Below are 23701 nucleotides of genomic sequence, written 5' to 3'. Positions count from 1 at the left end.
CTTCTGCTAGGAGAGCTTAGACCGGTGGTCCCGTGAAGGGGCGGGCCGGAGACCACGGAATTCTCATGCTTGATCTCGCAATCGTAGGCGGCGGCCCCGGTGGGCTGATGAGCGCTTGGTATTTGAAGCGCAAGCTCGGCGACCTCTGCCGCGTCACCATCTACGAGGCATCCGACCGGCTCGGCGGCAAGATCGTCACGCGCAAATTCGATTCCGCGCCCGCGATGTACGAGGCCGGCGTTGCCGAGATCTACGACTACTCGATGACCGGGCCGGATCCGTTGCGCGAGTTGATCCAGCATTTCGGCTTGCAGACCATTCCGATGGATGCCGAGCAGGTGCAGTTCGGCGGCGAGCTCCTCAACGACGTCGCGGGCATGCGTCGCAAATATGGTGCCAAGACCGCGGCTGCGATTGAGGCGTTCCGTAAGCGCTGCGCCGAGGCGATGACGCCGATCGAGTATTACGAGGGCGTCGGCGCGCACGACAACGAGAATCCCTGGGCCTACAAGACCGCCGAACAGGTGCTCGACGAGGAGGTCGAGGACGAGACCGCAAAACGATTCTTCAAGGTGATGGCGCGTTCGGACCTCGCGACCGAGAGCCACAACACCAACGGTCTCAACGCGCTCAAGAACTACCTGATGGATGTCGACGGCTATATCGGCCTCTATTCCATCCAGAACGGTAACGAGCAGCTCATCGAGTGCCTCCAGTCGGAGGTCAATGCCGACATCCAGCTCAATCACCGAATCCTCACGGTCGGCAAGGCGCCGACCGGTCGCTATCAACTCAAGATGATGAACGGCAAGGGGCCAGAGACGCGCGACTTCGACCTTGTGCTGGTCTGTCTGCCGCATTCCTGGCTCGGAACCGTCGGCTGGGAGGGCGAACAGCTCCGCAAGTCGATGGTCAAGCACGTCTCGTACTTCGACCGTCCTGCGCACTATTTGCGGGTCTCGATTCTGTTCGACACGCCGTTCTGGGGCGACAAGATCGCCGGCGCCTGGTTCATGTCGGAGGCCTTTGGCGGTTGCTGCGTCTATAACGAGGGCGCGCGCCATGATGTGGGCAAGCACGGCGTGCTGAACTGGCTGATTCCGGGCTCCGACGCGCTGGCGTTCGCGAATCTCTCCGACCAGGAGCTGATCGATGCCGCGCTGAAATCGCTGCCGGCATCGCTCGGCGATGCACGCGCGCATTTCATGGAAGGCAAGATCCACCGCTGGTTGTCGTCAGTGAACGCGATTCCGGGCGGCTTGCCCGTGCGCGACGTCATGACCAATCACCGCCCCGAGCCGAAGGAACATCCCGGAATCGTGGTGGTCGGCGACTATCTGTTCGACTCGACGCTGAACGGCCTGCTCGATTCCTCGGACGCGGCGACCGACATCATCTTGACCGAGATGATGCGCCTGCGCCGCGAGCGTTCGCAGGACGACAAGCCGCTCTCGGACAAGATCGATCGCGATTATTTTGACAATTATCGCGGCCAGGGTCCTTACAGCGAAGTGTGGCAACACTTCACCGATCCCGACTATCTCACAAAACTGATCGGCATCGTCTGGGGCAAAACCAAAGGCACGAAGCTCTTGATCGCGGGCTCGGCCAGCGGCGAGCTTGTCGGCGCGCTGCGCGACCGCGGTATCGATGCCTTCGGCATCGAGAACAACCGCACCATTCACGCCAGAACGCCGAAGGCGCTGAAGAAGTACAACAAGCTCGGTTCGATCACCGCCATGCCGTTCAAAGACGGTGCGTTCGACTTCGTGTTCGAGACCAGCCTCTGCCATGTTTCCCCGAAGCAGGTGGTCCGTGCGATCAGGGAGCTGAACCGTGTGGTCAAGACCGGGCTCGTGTTCGGCTCGATCACCTCGGACATGGCGCCGGCACTGATCGACCGCTACGACCTTCTGCGCGGCGTCAAGAAGCTCGGCACCTGGTGGGAATGGTCCGAACTGTTCTTCGGCAACGGCTTCGAGCTGTCGATGCACCGCAAGGACTGCACCGACGCGCTCTGGGAGACGACGCTCGCCGCCAACAAGGGCCCGGGCCAGTGGTACGCCGACGCCGATTCGTTGCGCTATTCCTTTTTCGACAAGGTCGAGGACGAGGAAGACGACTAGCCGCCTGAAGCGGACGCCTTCGCCAATTGTTTTGCCGAATTCATCCTGATCGCATAGAATCGATGCAATAGCGGTTTCCGCTATTTCCTTCTTTCTCTGCGGTCATGCCGGCCGTCAGCATCGGTTGGTTTCATGGCGTCCAAGCCCCTCCCGCCCGACAAACAGAAGCTCGCCGCGGAAGAGGCGGCCGAGCTCGACGATAAGCTCGTCCCTATCGCCAAGCCGGACCTCGAAGACGACGAGGACGATGAAGACGAGGAGGATGGCGGGCTGGAGCTCGATGACGACGATGAGGACGAGGACCTCGTCGTCTTTACCGCGCGCGAGGCCGCCGGCGCGCTCGCGACTATCCTGGGCTTCGTCAAACCCTTCCTGGTCAATTACAAGCAGATGCTGTCCTTCGTGGCGTTTGGCGTCTTCGTCGAGACGCTATTCAACGTCATCATGCCGCTCAGCCTGAAGTACCTGATCGACGACGCGCTCGGCGAGGAGGATTTCCAGGCGCTGTACAAGATCCTCGGCGTGCTCGCGGTCGCGGGCATCTTCACCTCGATCGTCGCGGTCTGGTACGAGCGCTGGGATGCGCGGCTCGCGGCGTGCATCATCTCCGACGTCCGCAAACGGCTGTTCGGGCACGTCCAGGACCTGCCGGCGGCCTATTTCGGCCGCACCAAGCGCGGCGAGATCCTGTCGCGCTTCTCCGTTGACCTCGCGGCCTTCGAGGGCTCGGTCAAGACCTTCGCCAACAGCGCGGCATTGCCGTTCCTGGAGTTGATCGCGGGAATCATCCTCATGGTGTTCCTGAACTGGCAGCTCGCGGCGGTTGCGCTGCTGGTGTTCCCGATCACGCTGATCGGTCCCCGCATGCTGACGCCGAAGGCCGTTCAGGCGAATTACGAGCAGAAGCTCAATGAGTCCGCGCTGCTTGGCATGGTGCAGGAGAACGTGGCGGCGCAGGCCGTGATCAAGGCGTTCAGCCTGCAACGCCGGATGCTCGGCTTCTTCACCTTTCGCAACGACGAGACGCGAAACAGGATGGCCTCGGCGGCGTTCCTGTCGACCATGGTAGAGCGGACGGTCACCATCTCGGTGCTGCTCTTGCATCTCGTCGTGCTCGCGATCGGCGCATATCTGGCGACAAAGGGTCAGATCACCATCGGCACCTTCGTCACCTTCGAGAGCGCGTTCTGGGAGGTGTCCTACAACATCGCCCATGTGATGCACTTCATCCCCGTGTCGATCTCCTCGGCAGCCGCGATTCGTCACATGCAGGAGCTGCTCGACGAGCCCACGCGCAGCGCCGATCGTGCCGGCGCGCCCGATCTGCCCCGCATCACCAACGACATCACCTTCGACCACGTGACGTTCCAGTACGAAGGCAGCCAGACGCCGGTGCTGGACAATCTCAGCCTCAAGCTCAATGTCGGCAAGCGCATTGCCGTCGTCGGTCCCTCGGGCTCCGGCAAAAGCACGCTGCTGAATCTGATCCTGCGGCTCTATGTGCCGGACGAGGGGCGGGTCACCATCGACGGCGTCGACGTCCGCAAGGTGACGCTGGATTCGCTGCGCCGGAGCATGGCGGTGGTGTTCCAGGAGAACATGCTGTTCAACATGTCGATCCGGGAGAACATACGGCTCGGCAAGGAGGGCGCGACCGACGAGGAGGTGGAGGAGGCGGCCAAGAAGGCCGAGATCCACCGCTACATCATGAGCCTGCCGCAGCGATACGACACGCCGGTGGGCGAGCGCGGCGATACCTTGTCGGGCGGCCAGCGCCAGCGCATTGCGATCGCGCGCGCGGTCATCCGTAATCCCTCCGTGCTGCTGCTGGACGAAGCCACTTCGGCGCTCGACCAGACCACGGAAGCCGCAATCAACCGCACGCTGCTGAAGGTTGCCAAGGGCCGCACCATGATCTGGTCGACCCACCGCCTGACCTCGGTGGTCGAGATGGACGAGATCATCGTGATTTCAGGGGGCAGGGCGATCGAGCGCGGCTCGCATGCCGAGCTGCTCGCCAAAAACGGCACCTATCGCAAGCTGTGGAACGACCAGATCCATCAACCGCATGGCGCGCCGGCTCACGTCGACGAGGACAGCGACGATGACGACGAGGATGAAGACGACCTCGACGAGGACGATGAGGAGGAGTGACCGAGGAAGTTCGGCTCCAGATCGAAGGCTCCTCCAAGCGGCCGCAATAGCCCCTGAACCGACCAGGCAATGAAGCGTCCCCAGCGCTGCGCCGTCCAATAGGGGCTCGTCGCAATCGAGACCGAGCGGAAGTCGAACGCCTTCGCCGCCGACCAATCGTCGCACGCCCGCTTGACCGGATCTGCGTAGAAGGTGGCGATCTTGCTTGTATCCATCCCGTCGGAGGCCAGCCACTGCGGGATGTAGAGGTTGCAGAGCCGCTCGACGTCGGTGAAGACCTTGTCGCAGCCGGTGCCGGCGGCAGGGCAGGAGGTCGAGAAGGCATCGCCCACCAGCACGAGGCCGGGTTGGCCGCTGGCATCGTTCACATAGAGATCGACCGGGCGGATTTTCAGCTCACCGGGAATGTCGAATCGTCCGGTGATGCGCTTGAGCCGTGGCAGCGCGGCGTTCAACGTCTCGGCGGGCGCGCGGCGCAGCTCAACCAGCCAGGGATCGTCGAAGCTGCGGTAGACGAACAGATTGGCGCGCATCCGCGTCCCGATCGGAAAAAGCGTGAGATAGGGGATGCGGTCGCTCGGCCGTTCCGAGAAATAGGTCAGCGCCGGGAAGTCGAACGAGTCCCGTCCCGCGGGCACCACGTCGAACCCGATCGAAATCGAATGGCAGGCACTGACGACTTTTCGGGCGATTCCCAGCTGGTGGCGCAGGCCGACATTGAGTCCGTTGGCGAGCACGACCAGTCGGGCGGAGACCATCTCGTCGTTGGACAGAGTGACCTTCTGCCGCTCCGTACTTGTCTCGACCGAGACGGCCTTGGCGCAGACGCGCTCGACACCGGCAGGAATTTCGTCGCGGACAGCGTTGACGAGGGAATCGTAGAGGATGTTGAACTGCCGGCTTGGCGCCTTGTCGAGAAGGCGGCCAAAGCGCGCGATCCAGTTCTCACCCACAAAGGTCGCGCGGCGCAGCACCGATTCGGCGATTCCCGTCTGCAAGAATCGCCCGACCTGCACGTGGCCGCTGAGTTTTTCGACTCGAAAGTCCGCAGAATAGCTCTCATGCGGATCGATCAGGATGGTCGAAATGCCGCTACGGCCGAGCATCGCGGCGGCGGTCGAGCCGGACAATCCCCCGCCGATAATGGCAATGTCGGTGTACCGCATGGTGCCAATCCCTGCCCAAGGCGGTACATTGGCGCCCCAACAGGAAAGAAAGCCTTAGCCAAAGGTCATAAAAGTATATTTAACCCGGGTATAAATTGGATTCGAGGTGGCGGAACGCGCTCTTCATTTCCATGTCGCGAAGGCGCAGCGAGCGGCCCAGGAAGCGATTTCGGCAGGCGCGGGAAGCGCTTCTGACTGACGTTTCGCCTTGACTTGACCGACTCCCACTTATAGAACCCCCTCACTTAACGACAGGCGGTGAGCATCGCCAACGTCGGAACGGGCCACCTGTTTGATCCCCTGGGATCACCAAGACAGGCACCAACCTCGACGAATGCCGCTCAAACGCTGTCGATCATAGCTAGGCAATGCCAGTGCGATTTTAGGTCTCGTGAGCATGTTCTCTCGAGATCGAATTCGGATGCATGACCTCGGTGCGCGGACCGCAGCTTCAAGCTGACCGGTTCAACTACTGCGGTCCTCTGTGGCGTCGAAGCGCTTTCCGCCCGTTAATGGGTGGTTGGCGCGATTTCGCTTTGTGCGGATTGTTCCGCGCAAGGTGGCCTCGTCGGGCGGGTAGCTCGAAAGAATTTGCGGACCCGGTGACGGGCCGCGGCAGAACACAAAGGGTAATGCCAGGATGCCGACGATCAACCAGCTGATCGCTCAACCGCGGGAAGTGCAGAAGTCGCGCAAGAAGGTGCCGGCGCTGCAGCAGTCGCCGCAGAAGCGCGGTGTTTGCACGCGCGTTTACACCACGACCCCGAGGAAGCCGAACTCGGCGCTTCGTAAGGTTGCCAAGGTGCGCCTGACCAACGGCTTCGAGGTGATCGGCTACATCCCCGGTGAGGGCCATAACCTCCAGGAGCACTCGGTGGTCATGATCCGCGGCGGTCGCGTCAAGGACTTGCCCGGCGTGCGCTACCACATCCTCCGCGGCGTTCTGGATACCCAGGGCGTCAAGAACCGTAAGCAGCGTCGTTCGAAGTACGGCGCCAAGCGTCCGAAGTAAGCGGGAACCAGGTCCATGTCTCGTCGCCATTCTGCCGAAAAGCGCGAAGTCCTTCCCGATCCGAAGTTCGGGAATATCATCGTTACGAAGTTCATGAATTCGGTGATGTACGCCGGAAAGAAGTCGGTCGCCGAAGGCATCGTCTACGGCGCGTTCGGCCTCATCGAAAGCAAGACCAAGCAGAACCCGCTCGGCGTGTTCGAGCAGGCACTCGAGAACGTCATGCCGACGATCGAAGTGCGCTCCCGCCGCGTCGGCGGCGCGACCTATCAGGTTCCGGTCGAAGTTCGCTCGGTGCGCCGTCAGGCGCTGGGCATTCGCTGGTTGATCTCGGCTGCGCGTGACCGCAACGAGAAGACGATGACCGAGCGGCTCTCTGCGGAGCTCCTGGACGCGTCGAACAACCGGGGTAACGCCGTCAAGAAGCGCGAAGACGTGCACCGGATGGCGGAAGCCAACCGCGCCTTCTCGCACTATCGCTGGTAACGGCGACACACGGAATCTAAGGAACACTCCATGCCCCGCGTTCATGCCATAGAGAACTACCGTAACTTCGGTATCATGGCGCATATCGATGCCGGCAAGACCACGACCACCGAGCGCATCCTCTATTATACCGGCAAGAGCCACAAAATCGGCGAAGTGCACGAAGGTGCCGCGACGATGGACTGGATGGAGCAGGAGCAGGAGCGCGGCATTACGATTACGTCGGCCGCGACCACCGCGTTCTGGGAAGGCAAGCGTCTCAACATCATCGACACTCCCGGCCACGTCGACTTCACCATCGAAGTCGAGCGCAGCCTGCGCGTGCTCGACGGCGCCGTGTGCGTGCTCGACTCGAACCAGGGCGTCGAGCCCCAGACCGAGACGGTCTGGCGCCAGGGCGACAAGTACAAAGTTCCGCGCATCGTCTTCGCCAACAAGATGGATAAGACCGGCGCCGACTTCTACAAGTGCATGCAGGACATTATCGATCGTCTCGGCGCAAAGCCGATCGCGATCCAACTTCCGATCGGTTCCGAGAACAACTTCAAGGGTCTGGTCGATCTCGTTCGCATGAAGGGCGTGATCTGGGAAGAAGAGAAGCTCGACGCCAAGTTCGTGGACATCGATATTCCCGAGGACATGGTCGAGAAGGCCAAGGAATATCGCGAGAAGCTGCTGGAAGCCGCCGTCGAGCTCGACGACGAAGTTCTCGCCGCTTACCTCGACGGCAAGGAGCCCGATGAGGCGACGTTGAAGCGCTTGATCCGCAAGGCCGTGCTGACTGGCGCGTTCTTCCCGGTGTTGTGCGGCTCGGCGTTCAAGAACAAGGGCGTGCAGCCTTTGCTCGACGCGGTCGTGGATTATCTGCCGTCGCCGGTTGACGTGCCCGCCATCAAGGGCGTCGATGAAGACGGCAACGAGGTCGTTCGCCTGCCGGACGACAAGGAGCCGCTGGCTCTGTTGGCCTTCAAGATCATGGACGACCCGTTCGTCGGCACCATCACCTTCTGCCGCATCTATTCCGGCACGCTGCTGTCGGGTACCGGCGTCATCAATTCGACGCGCGACCGCAAGGAGCGCATTGGTCGCATGTTGCTGATGCATGCGAACAACCGCGAAGACATCAAGGAAGCCTATGCCGGCGACATCGTTGCGCTGGCTGGCCTGAAGGAAGCGCGCACCGGTGACACGCTGTGCGATCCCGACAAGGCGGTGATCCTCGAAAAGATGGAATTCCCCGAGCCGGTCATCGAGATCGCGATCGAGCCCAAGTCCAAGGCCGACCAGGAAAAGCTCGGTGTGGCGCTGGCGAAGCTCGCTGCGGAGGATCCGTCGTTCCGCGTGTCGACCGACCAGGAGTCCGGCCAGACCATCCTCAAGGGAATGGGCGAGCTCCATCTCGACATCAAGGTCGACATTCTCCGCCGCACCTACAAGGTCGATGCCAACATCGGCGCGCCGCAAGTGGCGTTCCGTGAGCGCGTCACCAAGAGGGCCGAGGTCAAGTACACCCACAAGAAGCAGACCGGCGGTACCGGTCAGTTCGCGGAAGTGTCGATCGTGGTCGAGCCGAACGAGCCCGGCAAGGGTTACGAGTTCGAGTCCAAGATCGTCGGCGGTGCGGTTCCGAAGGAATACATCCCCGGCGTCGAAAAGGGCCTCAACAGCGTGATGGGCTCTGGTGTCGTCGCGGGCTTCCCCGTGGTCGACGTCAAGGTTCAGCTCGTCGACGGCAAGTATCACGACGTCGACTCGTCGGCGCTCGCCTTCGAAATCGCATCGCGTGCTGCATTCCGCGAAGCCTTGCAGAAGGGCAAGTCCGTCCTGCTCGAGCCGATCATGAAGGTCGAAGTGGTGACCCCGGAAGATTACACCGGCTCCGTCATCGGCGACCTGAATTCCCGGCGCGGTCAGATCCAGGGTCAGGACATGCGCGGCAACGCCAACGTCATCAACGCGATGGTGCCGCTCATGAACATGTTCGGTTACGTGAATAACCTGCGCTCGATGAGCCAGGGTCGCGCAACCTTCACCATGCAGTTCGACCACTACGCAGAAGCGCCGGCCAACGTGTCGGCAGAAGTCCAGAAGAAGTTTGCCTGATTGTCGTCGGTCTCGAACTGACGATTGAACGGAGAGTCAAATGGCCAAAGCAAAGTTTGAACGTAACAAGCCGCACTGCAATATCGGCACCATCGGTCACGTCGACCATGGCAAGACGTCGCTGACCGCGGCGATCACCAAGGTCCTCGCCGAAGCCGGCGGTGCGACGTTCACGGCGTACGACCAGATCGACAAGGCGCCGGAAGAGAAGGCGCGCGGCATCACGATCTCGACGGCGCACGTCGAATACGAGACCAAGAACCGCCACTACGCGCACGTCGACTGCCCCGGCCACGCCGACTACGTGAAGAACATGATCACCGGCGCTGCCCAGATGGACGGTGCGATCCTGGTCGTGTCGGCCGCTGACGGTCCGATGCCGCAGACCCGCGAGCACATCCTGCTCGCCCGCCAGGTCGGCGTTCCCGCGCTGGTCGTGTTCCTCAACAAGTGCGACATGGTCGACGATCCGGAACTGCTCGAGCTGGTCGAGCTCGAGGTTCGCGAGCTGCTCTCGAAGTACGAATTCCCGGGCGACACCATCCCGATCATCAAGGGCTCGGCGCTCGCCGCCCTCGAAGATTCCGACAAGACGCTCGGCCATGAGGCCATCCTCGAGCTGATGAAGCAGGTCGACGCTTACATTCCGCAGCCGGAGCGTCCGGTCGACCTTCCGTTCCTGATGCCGGTTGAAGACGTGTTCTCGATCTCGGGCCGCGGCACCGTCGTGACCGGCCGTGTCGAGCGCGGTATCGTCAAGGTCGGCGAGGAAATCGAGATCGTCGGTCTGCGCGCCACGCAGAAGACCACGGTTACCGGCGTCGAAATGTTCCGCAAGCTGCTCGATCAGGGCCAGGCCGGCGACAACATCGGTGCGCTGCTTCGTGGTACCAAGCGCGAGGACGTCGAGCGCGGCCAGGTGCTGTGCAAGCCGGGTTCGGTCAAGCCGCACACCAAGTTCAAGGCTGAGGCCTACATCCTCACCAAGGAAGAGGGCGGCCGCCACACCCCGTTCTTCACCAACTACCGTCCGCAGTTCTACTTCCGCACCACCGACGTGACCGGTGTCGTGCATCTGCCGGAGGGTACCGAGATGGTGATGCCGGGCGACAACATCGCGATGGAAGTGCACCTGATCGTGCCGATCGCGATGGAAGAGAAGCTCCGCTTCGCGATCCGCGAAGGCGGCCGCACCGTCGGCGCCGGCGTCGTGGCCTCGATCATCGAGTAATTACGAGAATAGGGATCGGCGAATAGCGAATGTGACATTCGCTATTCGCTATTCGCCACCCCACTGAAGAAAGACCACGGCAATGAACGGCCAAAATATTCGCATCCGTCTCAAGGCGTTCGACCATCGTATCCTCGATACGTCGACCCGCGAGATCGTGAACACGGCGAAGCGCACCGGCGCGCAGGTCCGCGGACCCATTCCGCTGCCCACCCGCATCGAGAAGTTCACCGTCAACCGTTCGCCGCACGTCGACAAGAAGAGCCGCGAGCAGTTCGAGATGCGCACTCACAAGCGCCTGCTCGACATCGTCGACCCGACCCCGCAGACCGTCGATGCTTTGATGAAGCTCGACCTGGCCGCCGGTGTCGACGTCGAGATCAAGCTCTAAGATTTTTGGATCACGTTCGCCACTAGCGGACAGAAAGAACAGGAAGCACGCCGATGCGCTCCGGAGTGATCGCACAAAAGGTCGGGATGACGCGGGTCTTTACAGAGGCCGGCGAACATATCCCCGTGACCGTGCTGAAGCTCGGCAATTGCCAGGTCGTAGGCCACCGCACCGAAGAGAAAAACGGTTATGTCGCGCTCCAGCTTGGTTCTGGCAGCCGCAAGACCGTGTACATGCCCAAGGCGGAGCGCGGCCAGTTCGCGGTCGCCAAGGTCGAGCCGAAGCGGCAGGTCGAGGAATTCCGCGTCTCCGCGGATCAGATGATCCCCGTCGGTGCCGAGATCCTGGCCGACCACTTTGTCGTCGGTCAGTTCGTCGACGTCACCGGTACTTCGGTCGGTAAGGGTTTTGCCGGCGGTATGAAGCGCTGGAACTTCGGCGGTCTGCGCGCCACTCACGGCGTCTCGGTCTCGCACCGTTCGATCGGTTCGACCGGTGGCCGTCAGGATCCGGGCAAGACCTGGAAGAACAAGAAGATGCCCGGTCACATGGGCGTCGACCGCATCACCACGCTCAACCTTCGTGTCGTTCAGCTCGATGTCGAGCGCGGTCTGATCCTCGTCGAAGGCGCCGTTCCCGGTTCCAAGGGCGGCTGGATCCGCGTGCGCGACGCCGTCAAGAAGCCGCTGCCGAAGGAAGCTCCGAAGCCCGGCAAGTTCAAGGTTGCTGGCGAAGCGGACGCTGCTCCGGCTGCGCAGGAGGCGTGAGATGGAATTGAAGGTCACGACCCTCGAAGGTAAGGAAGCCGGCTCGGTCCAGCTTTCCGACACCATTTTCGGCCTCGAGCCGCGCCAGGACATCATTGCACGTTGCGTGCAGTGGCAGCTCAACAAGCGCCAGGCCGGTACGCACAAGGCCAAGGGCCGCGCCGAGATCTGGCGCACCGGCAAGAAGATGTACAAGCAGAAGGGCACCGGTGGTGCTCGTCACGGCTCGGCTCGCGTGCCGCAGTTCCGCGGCGGTGGCCGTGCCTTCGGTCCGGTGGTGCGTTCGCACGCCACCGACCTGCCGAAGAAGGTCCGTGCGCTCGCCCTCAAGCATGCGCTCTCGGCCAAGGCCAAGGACGGCGATCTCATCGTGATCGACAAGGCAGCGCTGGAAGCTGCCAAGACCAAGGCGCTGCTCGGTCATTTCTCCGGTCTGGGTTTGACCAACGCGCTGATCATCGACGGCGCCGAGCTCAACAACGGCTTCGCCGCTGCAGCCCGCAACATCCCGAACATGGACGTGCTGCCGATCCAGGGCATCAACGTCTATGATATCCTGCGCCGTCGGAAGCTTGTTCTGACCAAGGCCGCCATCGATGCGCTGGAGGCGCGCTTCAAATGACGAAGAACATCGAGCCTCGCCACTACGACGTGATCCTGTCGCCGGTCGTGACCGAAAAGGCCACGATCGCCTCGGAGCACAACAAGGTGCTGTTCAAGGTGGCCGCAAAGGCGACCAAGCCGCAGATCAAGGAAGCGATCGAGAAGCTGTTCGACGTCAAGGTCAAGAGTGTCAACACGCTGGTCCGCAAGGGCAAGACCAAGATCTTCCGCGGCAATCTCGGCTCGCAGTCGAACTCCAAGCGCGCGATCGTGACTCTCGAAGAGGGTCACCGGATCGACGTGACCACCGGTCTGTAAGGTCGTACGACGATGGCACTGAAGACATTCAATCCCACGACGCCGGGCCAGCGCCAGCTGGTCATGGTCGATCGTTCGGCCCTCTACAAGGGCAAGCCGGTCAAGGCGCTCACCGAAGGTAAGCACTCCTCTGGCGGCCGCAACAACACCGGTCGCATCACCGTGCGCTTCCGCGGCGGCGGTCATAAGCGGACGTTGCGTACGGTCGATTTCAAGCGTGACAAGGTCGATGCGCCCGCGACGGTCGAGCGGCTGGAATACGATCCGAACCGCACCGCCTTCATCGCGCTGGTCAAGTACGAAGACGGCACCCAGGCCTATATCCTGGCGCCGCAGCGTTTGGCCGTCGGTGATTCCGTCGTCGCCGGCAACTACGTCGACGTGAAGCCGGGCAATGTCATGCCGCTCGGCAACATGCCGGTCGGCACGATCATCCACAACATCGAGGTCAAGATCGGGAAGGGCGGCCAGCTCGCCCGTTCCGCGGGCACCTACGCCCAGCTCGTCGGTCGCGACCAGGACTACGTGATCGTCCGCCTGAACTCGGGCGAACAGCGCCTGGTGCACGGCCGTTGCCGCGCCACGATTGGCGCGGTGTCGAACCCGGATCACATGAACACGTCGATCGGCAAGGCCGGCCGCAACCGTTGGCTGGGCCGCAAGCCGCACAACCGCGGCGTTTCCATGAACCCGATCGACCATCCGCACGGCGGTGGTGAAGGTCGTACCTCGGGCGGTCGCCACCCGGTTACTCCGTGGGGCAAGCCGACCAAGGGCAAGAAGACCCGCTCGAACAAGTCGACCAACAAATTCATTCTCCTAAGCCGCCACAAGCGGAAGAAGTAAGGAACGCCGGACATGGTTCGTTCAGTCTGGAAAGGCCCGTTCGTCGAGGGTTCTCTGCTCAAGAAGGCAGATGCCGCGCGCTCGTCCGGCCGTCACGACGTCATCAAGATCTGGAGCCGTCGCTCGACGATCCTGCCGCAATTCGTCGGCCTGACCTTCGGCGTCTACAACGGTCAGAAGCACGTGCCGGTGGCCGTCAACGAGGAAATGGTCGGTCACAAGTTCGGCGAGTTCTCGCCGACCCGTACCTTCCATGGCCACTCCGGGGACAAGAAAGCCAAGAAGGCTTGAGGATTAAACGATGAGCAAACCTAAGCGCGAACGGAGCCTCGCCGAGAACGAGGCCAAGGCGGTCGCCCGGATGCTGCGGGTGAGCCCGCAGAAGCTCAACCTGGTCGCCCAGCTCATTCGCGGCCGGAAGGCGGCTGCTGCGCTCGCCGACCTGCAGTTTTCGCGCAAGCGGATCGCGGTTGACGTGAAGAAGTGCCTGGAATCGGCTATTGCCAACGCCGAGAACAACCACGACCTCGACGTCGACGATCTCGTCGTGGCGCAGGCCTTCGTCGGCAATGGCCTCGTGATGAAGCGCTTTGCCGCCCGCGGCCGTGGCCGCTCGGGCCGTGTCTACAAACCATTTTCACAGCTGACGATCATCGTTCGTCAGGTCGAAGCCGCAGCAGCGGCTTAAGGGACGCAGGAGAACACGATGGGTCAAAAGATCAATCCGATCGGTCTGCGTCTCGGCATCAACCGGACCTGGGATTCCCGCTGGTACGCCGGCAAGCAGGAATACGGCAAGCTGCTGCACGAGGACGTCAAGATCCGCGAGATCCTGCACAAGGAGCTCAAGCAGGCGGCCGTCGCCCGCATCGTGATCGAGCGTCCGCACAAGAAGTGCCGCGTCACCATCCACTCGGCTCGTCCGGGCGTGGTGATCGGCAAGAAGGGCGCCGACATCGACAAGCTGCGCAAGAAGGTCGCGGACATCACCGCGTCCGACGTCGTCATCAACATCGTCGAAATCCGCAAGCCGGAGCTCGATGCGACGCTGGTGGCCGAGTCGATCGCGCAGCAGCTGGAGCGCCGCGTGGCGTTCCGCCGCGCCATGAAGCGCGCCGTCCAGTCGGCGATGCGTCTCGGCGCGGAAGGCATCCGCATCAACTGCTCGGGACGTCTGGGCGGTGCGGAAATCGCGCGCATGGAGTGGTACCGCGAAGGTCGCGTGCCGCTGCACACGCTGCGCGCAGACATCGACTACGGCGTTGCGACCGCGTTCACGACCTTCGGCACCTGCGGTGTCAAGGTCTGGATCTTCAAAGGCGAGATCCTCGAGCACGATCCGATGGCCCAGGACAAGAGAATGGCCGAAGGTGAGACTGGTGGCGGCGGCGATCGCGGCGGCCGGCAGCGCCGTGACAACGCTGCAGCCTGACGCCAGCACAGAGAATTTGAGGGCTTGAAGCCATGATGCAACCTAAGAAAACGAAGTTCCGGAAGGCGCATAAGGGCCGTATCCACGGCGTTGCGTCTTCGGGCGCGACGTTGGCGTTCGGCCAGTTCGGTCTGAAGGCGACCGAGCCTGAGCGCGTCACCGCGCGCCAGATCGAAGCCGCTCGCCGCGCGCTGACCCGCCACATGAAGCGCGCCGGCCGCGTCTGGATCCGCATATTCCCCGACGTTCCCGTGTCGAAGAAGCCTGCCGAAGTCCGCATGGGTTCCGGCAAGGGCGCGCCGGAATTGTGGGTCGCGCGCGTCAAGCCGGGCCGGGTACTGTTCGAGATCGACGGCGTCAACACCCAGACAGCGCGTGAAGCGCTGACCCTGGCGGCAGCCAAGCTGCCGATCAAGACGCGCTTCGTCGAGCGCATTGCGGAGTAATGGCCATGGCCCAGATGAAAATCGAAGACATCCGCGCGTTGAGCCCCGATCAGCAGGATGACGCCATCCTGAACCTGAAGAAGGAGCGCTTCAACCTGCGCTTCCAGCGCGCCACCGGGCAGCTCGAGAACACCTCGCGCCTGCGCGAGGCCCGCCGTGACATCGCCCGGATCAAGACCGTCGCCGCGCAGACGCGCGCGAAGAAGAAGTAAGAGGCTTACGAAGATGCCGAAACGTACTTTGCAGGGCGTGGTCGTCAGCGACAAGCAAGCCAAGACCATCGTGGTGCGCGTCGATCGCCGCTTTACGCACCCGATCTACAAGAAGACGATCCGCCGTTCGAAGAACTACCACGCGCACGACGAGAGCAACGAGTTCAAGCCGGGCGACATGGTGTGGATCGAGGAATCGAAGCCGATTTCGAAGTTGAAGCGCTGGGTCGTGATCCGGGGCGAACACAAGAAAAGCGCCTGATCTGTTGGCTTTAGCCGACTGACTTCAGGTAAATGTTGAGCGCCGGCTGGGCTGGCGCAAAGAGAAGAGGACGAGGTGCATCAATGATTCAGATGCAGACCAACCTCGACGTGGCCGATAATTCTGGCGCACGCCGTGTCATGTGTATCAAGGTGCTCGGGGGCTCCAAGCGCCGCTACGCCACGATCGGCGACATCATCGTTGTCTCGATCAAGGAAGCGATTCCGCGTGGCAAGGTGAAGAAGGGCGACGTGATGAAGGCCGTCGTGGTGCGCGTCCGCAAGGACATCCGCCGCGCCGACGGTTCGGTCATCCGCTTCGACCGCAACGCCGCCGTTCTGATCAACAATCAGTCCGAGCCGGTCGGTACCCGTATCTTCGGGCCCGTGCCGCGCGAGCTGCGCGCCAAGAACCACATGAAGATCATCTCGCTCGCGCCGGAGGTGCTGTGATGGCTGCGAAGATCCGCAAGGGCGACAAGGTCGTCGTGCTGACCGGCCGCGACAAGGGCCGCACCGGCGAGGTGTTCGAAGTGCGTCCCGACGCCGGTACGGCGCTGGTGCGCGGCATCAACATGGTCAAGCGTCACCAGAAGCAGACGCAGGCCCAGGAGGGCGGCATCATCTCGAAAGAGTCGCCGATCCAACTGTCCAACATCGCGTATGTCGGCAAGGACGGGAAGCCGACCCGCGTCGGATTCAAGATTCTGGCGGACGGCAAGAAGGTCCGCATCGCCAAGAGCTCGGGAGCTGAGATCGATGGCTGAGGCCGCTTACACGCCGCGCCTGCGCGCGGAATACGACGCGAAGATCCGGACGGAAATGACCGAGAAGTTCGGTTATGAGAACGTCATGCAGGTTCCGCGGCTGGACAAGGTCGTGCTGAACATGGGCGTTGGCGATTCCGTCAACGACCGCAAGAAGGCCGAGAACGCCGCTGCGGAATTGACCCAGATCGCCGGCCAGAAGGCGATCGTGACCTATTCGCGCATCGCAATCGCGACCTTCAAGTTGCGTGAGAACCAGCCGATCGGCTGCAAGGTCACGCTGCGCAAGGCCCGCATGTACGAGTTCATCGATCGCCTGGTGACGGTCGCGCTGCCGCGCGTCCGCGACTTCCGCGGCTTGAACCCGAAGAGCTTCGACGGCCGCGGCAACTACTCGCTCGGCCTCAAGGAACACATCATTTTCCCCGAGATCGACTTCGACAAGGTCACGGAATCCCGTGGTATGGACATCACCGTCTGCACCACGGCCAAGACCGACGACGAGGCGAGGGCCTTGTTGACCGCTTTCAATTTCCCGTTCCGGCAGTGAGACGCTGACCTAAAGCCTCTCAAACGCGGATACCCAGGAGCCAAGCATGGCAAAGAAGAGTTCAGTCGAGAAGAACAACCGGCGCAAGCGGATGGCGAAGAACGCCGCTCCGAAGCGCGAGCGGTTGAAGGCGATCATCGCCGACAAGTCGCTGCCGATGGAGGAGCGGTTCGCCGCGACCCTGAAGCTGGCGGAAATGCCGCGCAACTCGTCGACGACCCGCATCCGTCTGCGTTGCGAGCTGTCGGGCCGTTCGCGCTCGAACTATCGCTTGACCAAACTGTCCCGCATCGCAATGCGGGATCTTGGCTCCAGGGGCATGGTCCCGGGCCTCGTAAAGTCCAGCTGGTAAGGAGGGTCGTTTAGATGTCTACGCACGATCCAATCAGCGATCTGATCACCCGCATCCGTAACGCGCAGATGCGTTCCAAGAACAAGGTCTCCACGCCTGGCTCGAAGATGCGTGAGAACGTCCTCGAGGTGCTCAAGAGCGAGGGCTACATCCGCGGTTACGCCACGCTCGAGCACTCCTCGGGCCGCAGCGAGATCGAGATCGAGCTGAAGTATTTCGACGGCGAGCCCGTTATCCGCGAGATCGAGCGTGTCTCCAAGCCCGGGCGTCGCGTTTACGCCTCGGTGAAGAACCTGCCGCGGGTCAATAACGGACTCGGCATTTCGGTGTTGTCGACGCCGAAGGGAATCATGGCTGACCACAGTGCGCGTGAAGCGAACGTGGGCGGTGAAGTTCTCTTCACGGTGTTCTGAGAAGGATTTTTGATCCATGTCACGTGTTGGCAAAAGGCCGGTAGCGGTGCCGTCGGGTGTGACCGCGACCGTCGACGGGCAGACCGTCAAGATGAAGGGGCCGAAGGGCCAGCTTCAGTTCGTCGTCCATAACGACGTCGAGGTGAAGCTCGACAACGGGCAGGTCAAGGTGAACCCCCGGGTCGAGACCAACCGCGCGCGGGCCCTGTACGGGACCGCTCGCGCCCAGGTCGCGAATCTGGTCGAAGGCGTCACCAAGGGTTTCGAGAAGAAGCTCGAAATCACCGGCGTCGGTTACCGCGCCGCGCTGCAGGGCAAGAACCTGCAGCTCGCGCTCGGCTACAGCCACGATGTGGTCTACGCGATCCCGGAAGGGATCACGATCACCGTGCCGAAGCCGACCGAGATCACGGTGACCGGCAGCGACATTCAGCGCGTCGGCCAGGTCGCCGCCGAGATTCGCTCCTATCGTCCGCCGGAGCCCTACAAGGGCAAGGGCGTGAAGTATGTTGGCGAATTCATCTTCCGCAAGGAAGGCAAGAAGAAGTAACGGAGCCGGTCATGTCGAAAGCCAAGGTTACGAATGCCCGGCGCAAGCGCAGTGTACGTCTGAAGCTGCGCCGTTCGGGTGGCGGCCGTCCGCGCCTGTCGGTGTTCCGCTCGTCCAAGCACATCTACGCCCAGGTCATCGACGACCTGAAGGGCGAGACGCTGGCCTCTGCCTCGTCGCTCGAGAAGTCGATGCGCGATGGCGGCAAGACCGGCGCCGACATCGATGCGGCGAAGGCGGTCGGCAAGCTGCTGGCCGAGCGCGCCGCCGAGAAGGGTGTCAAGGAAGTCGTGTTCGATCGCGGCAGCTATCTCTATCACGGGCGCGTCAAGGCTCTTGCCGACGCGGCGCGTGAGAGCGGGCTGAGCTTCTAACAGAATTTGAGGATTGAGGCGTAAGCCTCTGAAGGACTGGAAAAACCATGGCAGAACGCGAACAACGTGGTGGACGCGATCAACGCGGCGGCGGACGTGAACGCAGGGAAGAGCGCGACAGCGAGTTCGTCGACAAGCTCGTCCACATCAATCGCGTCGCCAAGGTCGTCAAGGGCGGCAAGCGCTTCGGTTTCGCAGCGCTGGTCGTGATCGGCGACCAGAAGGGCCGCGCCGGCTTCGGTCACGGCAAGGCGCGCGAAGTGCCCGAGGCGATCCGCAAGGCAACCGAATCCGCCAAGCGCAACCTGACCCGCGTGTCGTTGCGCGAGGGCCGCACGCTGCATCACGACATCGCCGGCCGTCATGGCGCGGGCCGTGTTTACCTGCGCGCAGCTCCGGCCGGTACCGGCATCATCGCCGGCGGTCCGATGCGCGCCGTGTTCGAGACGCTCGGCGTCCAGGACGTGGTTGCGAAGTCGATCGGCTCGTCGAACCCGTACAACATGGTTCGCGCGACCTTCGATGCGCTGAAGCATCAGGATTCGCCGCGCTCGGTCGCTGCCCGCCGCAATATCAAGGTGTCCACCCTCCAGTCCCGCCGTATCGGTGGTGACGCCGAGGCGGTTGCCGAATAACGCAAGCTTTTCGGAGTAGACGCCCATGGCCAAGAGTGCCGTTACGACCGCAAAGACGATCAAGATCGAGCAGACCGGCAGCGCGATCCGCCGCCATCACTCGCAGCGCTCGACGCTGATCGGGCTCAAGCTCAACAAGATCGGCCGCACCAGCGAACTGCCGGACACCCCGGCGGTCCGTGGCATGATCTTGAAAGTTCACCATCTCGTTCGCATCGTCGACGAGAAGTAAGCAAAGGCGCACGATCCCGGAGCGGGGACCCGTTTTCGGTGAAGGTCATGCGCAAGAAACAAGGAGCAGGGCGATGAAGCTCAGCGATATCGCCGACAATGCCGGCTCGCGCAAGAAGCGTATGCGCGTCGGCCGCGGCATTGGTTCGGGCAAGGGCAAGCAGGCCGGCCGCGGTGGCAAGGGCCAGACCGCGCGTTCGGGCGTGCGCATCAAGGGTTTCGAAGGCGGCCAGATGCCCTTGCATCGTCGTCTGCCTAAGCGCGGCTTCAACAACATCTTCCGTGTGGAGTTCGCCGAGATCAATCTCGACCGGCTCCAGGACGCGGTCGATGCCAAGAAGATCGACACCGGCAGCGTCGTGAACGTCGAATCCCTGGTCAAGGCCGGCGTGCTGCGCCGCGCCAAGGGTGGCCTGCGGCTGCTCGGCCGTGGCGAGTTCAAGGCCAAGCTCAACATCGAAGTGCACGGCGCCTCGAAGACCGCGATTGCGGCAGTCGAGAAGGCCGGCGGTTCGGTGAAGATCCTCGCGCCTGCCAAGGAAGAAGGCGAGGCGGCGTAACAACTGCGTCATCGGCCCGCGGCTCGCGGGCCTTTACGCATGCGGGACGATGGACTTATCGAAGCCGTAGCCCCAGATAATGTCCGGTGTCCGGTATAATGTAGCCCGGCCGCGGGCATAACGGCGCAATAAGCGGCGGGAGAAAGTCCAAGATGGCCTCTGCAGCGGAACAACTGGCAGCCAATCTCAATTTCGGTGCGTTTGCCAAGGCCGACGAACTGAAGAAGCGCATCTGGTTTACCCTGGGTGCGCTGCTCGTTTATCGGCTCGGGACCTACATCCCGCTCCCCGGCATCGATCCCAACATCTGGGAGCAGGTGTTCCGCTCCCAGGCGGGCGGCATCCTCGGCATGTTCAACATGTTCGCCGGCGGCGGCATTCACCGCATGGCGATCTTTGCGCTGAACATCATGCCGTACATCTCGGCCTCCATCATCATCCAACTCCTGACCACCGTCTCCCCGCAGCTCGAGGCGCTGAAGAAGGAAGGCGAGTCCGGCCGCAAGCTGCTGAACCAGTACACCCGTTATCTCACGGTGATCCTGGCCGCGTTCCAGTCCTACGGCATTGCGGTGGGCCTCGAAGGCGCCGGCAACGTCGTCAGCGACCCCGGCATGTTCTTCCGCCTGTCGACGGCGATCACGCTGACCGGCGGCACCATGTTCCTGATGTGGCTGGGCGAGCAGATCACCTCGCGCGGCATCGGCAACGGCATTTCTCTGATCATTCTCTCCGGCATCGTCGCCGAGCTGCCCGCGGCGCTCGCCAACATGCTCGAACTCGGCCGTCAGGGTGCGATGTCGACCGGCCTGATTCTGGTCGTCATCGTCATGGCGGTGGCCGTGATCGCCTTCATCGTGTTCGTGGAGCGCGCCCAGCGCCGGCTCTTGATCCAGTATCCGAAGCGCCAAGTCGGCAACAAGATGTTCGAGGGGCAGTCCTCGCATCTGCCGCTCAAGCTCAACACCTCGGGCGTGATCCCGCCGATCTTCGCGTCCTCACTGCTGCTGCTGCCGACCACGGTTGCGAACTTCAATGCGGGCAGCGGGCCGGAATGGTTCCAGTGGATCACCACCCAGCTCGGCCACGGCCGTCCGCTGTTCCTGATCATGTATCTGGCGCTGATCGTGTTCTTCGCCTTCTTTTACACCGCGATCGTGTTCAATCCGACCGAGACTGCGGACAATCTGAAGAAGCACGGCGGCTTCATTCCGGGTATCCGCCCGGGCGAGCGTACCGCGGAATATATCGACTACGTGCTGTCGCGCATCACCGTGCTCGGCGCGGTCTATCTCGCGATCGTCTGCTTGATTCCAGAAATCCTGATCTCCTACGCGTCGGTGCCGTTCTACTTTGGCGGCACTTCGCTGCTGATCGTCGTCAGCGTCACCATGGACACGGTGGCACAGGTGCAGGGCTATCTCCTGGCGCATCAGTACGAAGGCCTGATCCGGAAGTCGAAGCTGCGCGGCCGCCGCCGTTAAGCGCGGCGTCCTCTCGGGCGGCGCAATTGCCGCCGCCGATTCGCCGCGCGTGCAACGCGCGCGGACGGCGAGCCGGCCATTTGGTCGCCTCGGCAAAGCCGCTCTTACTGTCGTGCAAGCACTTATCTCCAAGCACTGGTCTCAAAGGCTTCTTGGCGTCCGGCCATTTGCTCCCCTATGATATGGGTAGCGGTGCGGCGCTGATTATGATTTGCACTGTAACTGGACTTCAAAACACAGGTGCACGACGTATCGCGCACCAATCGGGGGGCGTACGCCGATGAGAATTATACTTCTGGGGCCGCCGGGATCGGGCAAGGGCACCCAGGCGCAGCTGCTGGTGCAGCGCTATGGCATCGTCCAGCTCTCGACCGGCGAGATGTTGCGTGCAGCGGTGGCGGCCGGAACGCCGGTCGGTCTCAAGGCCAAGGAGATTATGGCCAGCGGCGGCCTCGTGCCAGACGATGTCGTGGTCGGAATCATCTCCGATCGGATCGATCAGCCGGATGCCAAGAACGGTTTTATCCTCGACGGTTTCCCGCGGACCGTGCCGCAGGCCGAGGCGCTGGATGAGCTGCTCAAGCACAAGCACCTCAAGCTCGATGCCGTGATCGAGCTCCGCGTCAACGAGAGCGCGCTCCTGAACCGTGTCGAGACTCGCGTCGCCCAGATGCGCGAGCGCGGGGAGGAGGTCCGGCTCGACGACACTCCGGAAGTCCTCACCAAGCGACTCGCCAGCTACCGCAACCAGACGGAGCCGCTGATTCACTACTATTCCGAGCGGCGGAAGCTCTCGACCATCGACGGCATGATGGCCATCGACGAGGTCACCCGCGCCATCCATCGCCAGCTCCTGGCGCTCGGGGCGGTCGAGCCCAAGACACATGGCAAGACCCGCGCCCGGAGCGCGGCCAAGGCGGCCCCGGCCAGAAAGGCCAAGACTGCTAAGAAATCGGCCAAAACGCCCGTGAAAGCGGCCAAAAAGGCTGCGAAATCCAAGAAGGCGGCCAAGAAGGCGACGAAGGCAGGCAAGAGAATCGTCAAGAAAGCCGCCAAGAAGGTAGGAAAGAAGAAGGCAGCCAAAAAGACCGCCAGGAAGGCTGTCAAGAAAGGTGCCAAAAAGGCCGCAAAAAAGGTCACGAAAAGGCGAGCTAAGCGCTAGCAGCGGTTGACGAAAGCCCCCTGAATCCCCTAATAAGCCCCGCATCCAAGTCGGATAGTTTCAAACGATGCCGGGCCCCAGGAAGACCAGGGGTGGGCGTCGTGTTCGCGTTTGTGAACACCTGCCCGAGAAACCAAGCACTTAAAGCCCGATTCCTGACGAGGGATTGGCGACAGGAGAGAAGGCCGTGGCCCGTATTGCCGGCGTGAACATCCCGACCAACAAGCGCGTGCTGATCGCGCTCCAGTACATCCATGGCATCGGTCAGAAGATCGCCGGTGAGATCATGGAGAAGGTGAAGATCCCAGACGATCGTCGGGTCAATCAGCTCAGCGACGCCGAAGTGCTTCAGATCCGCGAAGTGATCGACCGCGACTATCTCGTCGAGGGCGATTTGCGTCGTGAGGTCGGCATCAACATCAAGCGTCTGATGGATCTCGGCTGCTACCGCGGCCTGCGCCATCGTCGCGGTCTGCCGGTGCGTGGCCAGCGTACCCACACCAATGCGCGTACGCGCAAGGGTCCGGCCAAGGCCATCGCCGGCAAGAAGAAGTAAGTTTTCGCATCCAATCACGGCGTGTGGCGACCCGGGGATGACCCGTTCGCCACGCGCCTTTCGTTCCACAGGTGTAGCCGCTGGCATTACGGCGGCGTTTGAGATCTTCAGGAAAGGTAGTCTATGGGCAAGGAAGCCACCCGCGTTCGTCGTCGTGAGCGCAAGAACATCGCCTCCGGCGTCGCGCACGTGAACTCGTCGTTCAACAACACGACCATCACCATCACCGACGCGCAGGGCAACACGATTGCCTGGTCCTCCGCCGGCACGATGGGCTTCAAGGGCTCGCGCAAGTCGACCCCGTATGCCGCACAGGTTGCCGCCGAGGACGTGTCGAAGAAGGCGCAAGAGCACGGCATGCGCACGCTGGAAGTCGAAGTCGCCGGTCCCGGTTCGGGCCGCGAATCGGCGCTCCGGGCGCTGCAGGCCGCGGGCTTCACCGTCACCTCGATCCGCGACGTGACCACGATCCCGCACAACGGTTGCCGTCCCCGTAAGCGTCGGCGCGTTTGA

32 protein-coding genes are annotated in these 23701 nt (G+C 62.4%); 31 read left to right on the top strand and 1 reads right to left on the bottom strand.

The window, feature by feature from the left end:
* Nucleotides 1-65 precede the first annotated feature (65 nt).
* Nucleotides 66-2126, top strand: coding sequence for an FAD-dependent oxidoreductase (locus tag FXB41_RS28580; protein WP_007602998.1), 2061 nt, complete (start codon nucleotides 66-68; stop codon nucleotides 2124-2126).
* A 132-nt stretch (nucleotides 2127-2258) separates the two neighbouring features.
* Entirely contained in the window at nucleotides 2259-4280 is a 2022-nt protein-coding gene (locus tag FXB41_RS28575) for an ABC transporter ATP-binding protein (protein WP_219684097.1), read from the top strand.
* Here the strand turns inward: FXB41_RS28575 and FXB41_RS28570 are convergent.
* On the bottom strand, nucleotides 4208-5446 hold the full coding sequence (locus FXB41_RS28570; protein ID WP_219684095.1) for an FAD-dependent oxidoreductase: 1239 nt from the start codon (nucleotides 5444-5446) through the stop codon (nucleotides 4208-4210). The two genes, FXB41_RS28575 and FXB41_RS28570, sit on opposite strands and share 73 nt — an antisense overlap.
* Nucleotides 5447-6086: 640 nt before the next feature.
* Here FXB41_RS28570 and rpsL point away from each other — a divergent pair.
* From rpsL to rpsK, 29 genes are all read left to right on the top strand, one after another.
* Nucleotides 6087-6458, top strand: a complete 372-nt coding sequence (gene rpsL, locus FXB41_RS28565) for a 30S ribosomal protein S12 (RefSeq protein ID WP_219684094.1) — start codon at nucleotides 6087-6089, stop codon at nucleotides 6456-6458.
* Nucleotides 6459-6473: 15 nt separating this feature from the next.
* Nucleotides 6474-6944: a 30S ribosomal protein S7 gene (gene rpsG / locus FXB41_RS28560; protein WP_007603009.1), complete on the top strand. Its 471-nt coding sequence runs from the start codon at nucleotides 6474-6476 to the stop codon at nucleotides 6942-6944.
* Between the two features lie 30 nt (nucleotides 6945-6974).
* Entirely contained in the window at nucleotides 6975-9047 is a 2073-nt protein-coding gene (gene fusA, locus FXB41_RS28555; RefSeq protein ID WP_007603010.1) for an elongation factor G, read from the top strand.
* A 40-nt stretch (nucleotides 9048-9087) separates the two neighbouring features.
* Nucleotides 9088-10278, top strand: coding sequence for an elongation factor Tu (tuf, locus tag FXB41_RS28550; RefSeq protein ID WP_007603012.1), 1191 nt, complete (start codon nucleotides 9088-9090; stop codon nucleotides 10276-10278).
* Nucleotides 10279-10360: 82 nt separating this feature from the next.
* Nucleotides 10361-10669 carry a 30S ribosomal protein S10 gene (rpsJ, locus tag FXB41_RS28545; RefSeq protein ID WP_002712302.1) on the top strand — a complete coding sequence of 103 codons (309 nt, stop codon included), beginning with the start codon at nucleotides 10361-10363 and terminating at the stop codon, nucleotides 10667-10669.
* A 53-nt stretch (nucleotides 10670-10722) separates the two neighbouring features.
* Nucleotides 10723-11436 carry a 50S ribosomal protein L3 gene (rplC, locus tag FXB41_RS28540; RefSeq protein WP_007603016.1) on the top strand — a complete coding sequence of 238 codons (714 nt, stop codon included), beginning with the start codon at nucleotides 10723-10725 and terminating at the stop codon, nucleotides 11434-11436.
* Between the two features lies 1 nt (nucleotide 11437).
* Nucleotides 11438-12058: a 50S ribosomal protein L4 gene (gene rplD, locus FXB41_RS28535; RefSeq protein ID WP_007603018.1), complete on the top strand. Its 621-nt coding sequence runs from the start codon at nucleotides 11438-11440 to the stop codon at nucleotides 12056-12058.
* On the top strand, nucleotides 12055-12357 hold the full coding sequence (locus FXB41_RS28530) for a 50S ribosomal protein L23 (RefSeq protein ID WP_007603019.1): 303 nt from the start codon (nucleotides 12055-12057) through the stop codon (nucleotides 12355-12357). The genes rplD and FXB41_RS28530 overlap by 4 nt, the downstream gene beginning before the upstream one ends.
* Nucleotides 12358-12369: 12 nt before the next feature.
* Entirely contained in the window at nucleotides 12370-13203 is an 834-nt protein-coding gene (rplB, locus tag FXB41_RS28525; protein ID WP_007603020.1) for a 50S ribosomal protein L2, read from the top strand.
* A 12-nt stretch (nucleotides 13204-13215) separates the two neighbouring features.
* Nucleotides 13216-13494 carry a 30S ribosomal protein S19 gene (gene rpsS, locus FXB41_RS28520; RefSeq protein ID WP_007603021.1) on the top strand — a complete coding sequence of 93 codons (279 nt, stop codon included), beginning with the start codon at nucleotides 13216-13218 and terminating at the stop codon, nucleotides 13492-13494.
* 10 nt (nucleotides 13495-13504) lie between these two features.
* Nucleotides 13505-13891, top strand: a complete 387-nt coding sequence (gene rplV, locus FXB41_RS28515) for a 50S ribosomal protein L22 (RefSeq protein WP_007603022.1) — start codon at nucleotides 13505-13507, stop codon at nucleotides 13889-13891.
* 18 nt (nucleotides 13892-13909) lie between these two features.
* A complete protein-coding gene (gene rpsC / locus FXB41_RS28510) occupies nucleotides 13910-14635 on the top strand; it encodes a 30S ribosomal protein S3 (protein WP_007603023.1) in 726 nt (241 codons plus the stop codon).
* 32 nt (nucleotides 14636-14667) lie between these two features.
* Complete coding sequence (gene rplP / locus FXB41_RS28505) at nucleotides 14668-15081, top strand: 50S ribosomal protein L16 (RefSeq protein WP_007603024.1); 414 nt, start codon at nucleotides 14668-14670, stop codon at nucleotides 15079-15081.
* Nucleotides 15082-15086: 5 nt separating this feature from the next.
* Complete coding sequence (gene rpmC / locus FXB41_RS28500; RefSeq protein WP_007603026.1) at nucleotides 15087-15293, top strand: 50S ribosomal protein L29; 207 nt, start codon at nucleotides 15087-15089, stop codon at nucleotides 15291-15293.
* Between the two features lie 13 nt (nucleotides 15294-15306).
* Nucleotides 15307-15555 carry a 30S ribosomal protein S17 gene (rpsQ, locus tag FXB41_RS28495; RefSeq protein ID WP_007603028.1) on the top strand — a complete coding sequence of 83 codons (249 nt, stop codon included), beginning with the start codon at nucleotides 15307-15309 and terminating at the stop codon, nucleotides 15553-15555.
* Between the two features lie 83 nt (nucleotides 15556-15638).
* Nucleotides 15639-16007, top strand: coding sequence for a 50S ribosomal protein L14 (rplN, locus tag FXB41_RS28490; RefSeq protein ID WP_007603030.1), 369 nt, complete (start codon nucleotides 15639-15641; stop codon nucleotides 16005-16007).
* Entirely contained in the window at nucleotides 16007-16321 is a 315-nt protein-coding gene (rplX, locus tag FXB41_RS28485) for a 50S ribosomal protein L24 (RefSeq protein WP_007603031.1), read from the top strand. Before rplN ends, rplX begins: the two co-directional genes overlap by 1 nt.
* A complete protein-coding gene (rplE, locus tag FXB41_RS28480; protein ID WP_007603032.1) occupies nucleotides 16314-16871 on the top strand; it encodes a 50S ribosomal protein L5 in 558 nt (185 codons plus the stop codon). The genes rplX and rplE overlap by 8 nt, the downstream gene beginning before the upstream one ends.
* Before the next feature lie 46 nt (nucleotides 16872-16917).
* Nucleotides 16918-17223 (top strand): 30S ribosomal protein S14, encoded by a 306-nt coding sequence (gene rpsN / locus FXB41_RS28475; RefSeq protein WP_007603033.1) that lies wholly within the window; start codon nucleotides 16918-16920, stop codon nucleotides 17221-17223.
* A gap of 14 nt (nucleotides 17224-17237) precedes the next feature.
* Complete coding sequence (rpsH, locus tag FXB41_RS28470) at nucleotides 17238-17636, top strand: 30S ribosomal protein S8 (RefSeq protein WP_007603034.1); 399 nt, start codon at nucleotides 17238-17240, stop codon at nucleotides 17634-17636.
* Between the two features lie 16 nt (nucleotides 17637-17652).
* On the top strand, nucleotides 17653-18186 hold the full coding sequence (gene rplF / locus FXB41_RS28465; RefSeq protein WP_007603035.1) for a 50S ribosomal protein L6: 534 nt from the start codon (nucleotides 17653-17655) through the stop codon (nucleotides 18184-18186).
* Between the two features lie 11 nt (nucleotides 18187-18197).
* Nucleotides 18198-18560: a 50S ribosomal protein L18 gene (gene rplR, locus FXB41_RS28460; RefSeq protein ID WP_007603036.1), complete on the top strand. Its 363-nt coding sequence runs from the start codon at nucleotides 18198-18200 to the stop codon at nucleotides 18558-18560.
* Nucleotides 18561-18607: 47 nt separating this feature from the next.
* On the top strand, nucleotides 18608-19195 hold the full coding sequence (gene rpsE / locus FXB41_RS28455; protein WP_007603037.1) for a 30S ribosomal protein S5: 588 nt from the start codon (nucleotides 18608-18610) through the stop codon (nucleotides 19193-19195).
* 25 nt (nucleotides 19196-19220) lie between these two features.
* On the top strand, nucleotides 19221-19427 hold the full coding sequence (rpmD, locus tag FXB41_RS28450; protein ID WP_007603038.1) for a 50S ribosomal protein L30: 207 nt from the start codon (nucleotides 19221-19223) through the stop codon (nucleotides 19425-19427).
* 73 nt (nucleotides 19428-19500) lie between these two features.
* Nucleotides 19501-19986, top strand: coding sequence for a 50S ribosomal protein L15 (rplO, locus tag FXB41_RS28445; RefSeq protein WP_007603039.1), 486 nt, complete (start codon nucleotides 19501-19503; stop codon nucleotides 19984-19986).
* Between the two features lie 152 nt (nucleotides 19987-20138).
* A complete protein-coding gene (secY, locus tag FXB41_RS28440; protein ID WP_007603040.1) occupies nucleotides 20139-21470 on the top strand; it encodes a preprotein translocase subunit SecY in 1332 nt (443 codons plus the stop codon).
* 280 nt (nucleotides 21471-21750) lie between these two features.
* A complete protein-coding gene (locus tag FXB41_RS28435) occupies nucleotides 21751-22632 on the top strand; it encodes an adenylate kinase (RefSeq protein WP_007603041.1) in 882 nt (293 codons plus the stop codon).
* 187 nt (nucleotides 22633-22819) lie between these two features.
* Nucleotides 22820-23188, top strand: a complete 369-nt coding sequence (rpsM, locus tag FXB41_RS28430) for a 30S ribosomal protein S13 (protein WP_007611599.1) — start codon at nucleotides 22820-22822, stop codon at nucleotides 23186-23188.
* Nucleotides 23189-23311: 123 nt separating this feature from the next.
* Entirely contained in the window at nucleotides 23312-23701 is a 390-nt protein-coding gene (rpsK, locus tag FXB41_RS28425) for a 30S ribosomal protein S11 (protein WP_007603045.1), read from the top strand.

The organism is Bradyrhizobium canariense, from assembly GCF_019402665.1.
Lineage (GTDB): Bacteria > Pseudomonadota > Alphaproteobacteria > Rhizobiales > Xanthobacteraceae > Bradyrhizobium > Bradyrhizobium canariense.
The sequence above is the reverse complement of the archived record's forward strand: the minus strand, read 5'-3'. Positions and strand labels throughout refer to the sequence as shown.